Source organism: Rhizobium sp. 05L419 (assembly GCF_056397845.1).
In genome coordinates this window covers 1-1,803 of the sequence record NZ_JBFTOF010000070.1, presented here as the reverse complement: position 1 = coordinate 1,803, position 1,803 = coordinate 1, and the positions used below count along the sequence as shown (strand labels likewise).

Below are 1,803 nucleotides of genomic sequence, written 5' to 3'. Positions count from 1 at the left end.
GCTCGTTTGCCAGTCCCGGCCGAAACGATCCCTGCCCGTGTGGATCAGGCAACAAATTCAAAAAATGCTGCGGGACCGGCTCCTGAATAACCATAGCGAAACCGCAATTAGGCGGAGACCTGACCTGCACCAAATATGCGGAAGAACCCCTGATTGACGCTCCGCGACAATCCAGAAAACCGGTCCGCTGACGCGCCGCGACAATGGCGAAAAATAACCCTTGCAACCCACTGATCCGCAGTCCATCTTCACCAAATCGCGACCACCTGACTCTTCATCCTGATCGTCGCGCTTCCCATCTAAATTGTCGCGCCACAGGCGATCGAGCCGTGGACCTGCAATGATGCCGGCTGGTGGCCGGGAGTCTTGCCGATCCCGACGGTCTGGATGAGATCGCGCACGATTGGCATCAAACGCTGCTTGGCGAACTCGTCGGCATTGTTGCGGGCGTGGAAGAGCAGGTTGCGGATGCTGATCTCGATATTGGCCGGATTGAACTGCGCCTTCAGCTTGGCGATCTTCTCCTGAAAATCCTCCGCCGGCACTTCCGTGTTGGCAAGTGCCAGAACCAGTTTCTCGCGCCGATGCCATCCTCGATCGCCTCGTTCACAACGCACACCGCATCGACCTATCCGGAGAAAGCTTGCGACGAAATCAGCCCCGCAAATCTTGACTCACTACACGATTGAACTGACAACAATCACAGCCAGCAGGACCCCAGCCTCAAGGGGGCGAGATCATCCCGGAATCCGGGGGCGCAATCATCTCGGAACAAAGGGGCGGCTTCATCGGAATCGGCATCTGACTTGCCTTGATCGTCGCGAGTCTCCCGTATATGCAGCCCCTAATGTCTGAGTCGTCACCTACAAGGTGCGCCGATCGAAGGAAGGGACCTCTTCATGGGCAGAATTCTATTCGTGATCGTTTCATTACTTGCTGTTGCCAACATAAGTGCCTGTGGGACGATTGGCAAAGGTAAGGGGAAGGCCCCGCCGCCGGCAACCGCGGTCTACAAGTAAGCACACCCTCTGAAATGGAGAAGGACGAGATTGGCTCTTCTCCGCTTTGATGTCGCTGGGACTCGGCTCCGTTTGTCAGTTTCCGGTGGCGCTACAGGTCCGCATTCACCTTCGGCTCTCAGATGGAGAGTAGTTATGATACTTGGACGAAGCCGTCACCTGCTGGTTGTCCTGTTGGCATTTTCGTTATCCTCATGTCAGACGAAAGATAAAAGTCCCCAACCGAATTTTACAACCGACAGCCGCGGCTTATCGATTACAGACCCGGCTCGGACTGAAACCTACAGCCACTTCATCGAGTTCCGATCGCGTTATGCGCTGACTTATGGGATACCTACGTCGTTTTTGGGAGTGTAGACCCGAAGGGAAATACGATCGATCCCGAGGTCGCGGGCCTCGCCCCGGCATCGCCGGATGCTGCACCCTATCTTCTAGGAGCCCGTCCAGATAGGTCGTTGCGACGGACATTTGTTGCAGGATAGCCGGCTCAGGCGGGCTTTGCGAGGGTGAACAGCTTGAGGAGGTTGTGGGCGGTGCAGATCATGGCCCACTCGGCACGCACTTTTTCGACGCCCCGCAACAGGAACTGTCGGAAGCCGCGTGCCTGTTTGATCTGTCCGAACACCGGTTCCACTACTTGCTTCCTCAATCGGTAGGGCGTTTCAAAGCCGCCGTCATCGATCTTCCTTCGCATTCGTTGGGTCAGCGGTCCGCCGGCCTTTCCGTTCGCGGCGGTCGGGTGCTTGGCGCGTCCGGGCGCGACATAGCCGTCGATACCACGTGC

General features: G+C 57.0%; 4 protein-coding genes and 1 pseudogene. 3 read left to right on the top strand and 2 right to left on the bottom strand.

The window, feature by feature from the left end; genetic code table 11:
• The coding region (locus tag AC1DMK_RS30975; RefSeq protein ID WP_477859685.1) for an SEC-C metal-binding domain-containing protein at positions 1 to 86 on the top strand (86 nt) is incomplete at its 5' end.
• 213 nt (positions 87 to 299) lie between these two features.
• Here AC1DMK_RS30975 and AC1DMK_RS30970 read toward each other — a convergent pair.
• On the bottom strand, positions 300 to 617 hold the full coding sequence (locus AC1DMK_RS30970) for a hypothetical protein (protein WP_477864033.1): 318 nt from the start codon (positions 615 to 617) through the stop codon (positions 300 to 302).
• On the opposite strand from AC1DMK_RS30970, the pseudogene AC1DMK_RS30965 reads away from it, so the two are divergent.
• Both AC1DMK_RS30965 and AC1DMK_RS30960 read left to right on the top strand, forming a co-directional pair.
• Positions 581 to 673: pseudogene (locus AC1DMK_RS30965) on the top strand (ATP-binding protein); the annotation flags it as partial. The gene AC1DMK_RS30970 and the pseudogene AC1DMK_RS30965 overlap by 37 nt on opposite strands.
• 226 nt (positions 674 to 899) lie before the next feature.
• Positions 900 to 1,019 (top strand): ABC transporter, encoded by a 120-nt coding sequence (locus tag AC1DMK_RS30960; protein ID WP_477864032.1) that lies wholly within the window; start codon positions 900 to 902, stop codon positions 1,017 to 1,019.
• A gap of 487 nt (positions 1,020 to 1,506) precedes the next feature.
• On the opposite strand, the gene AC1DMK_RS30955 is transcribed toward AC1DMK_RS30960, so the two are convergent.
• Positions 1,507 to 1,803: transposase (locus AC1DMK_RS30955; RefSeq protein WP_477864031.1), on the bottom strand; the 297-nt coding region annotated here is incomplete at its 5' end.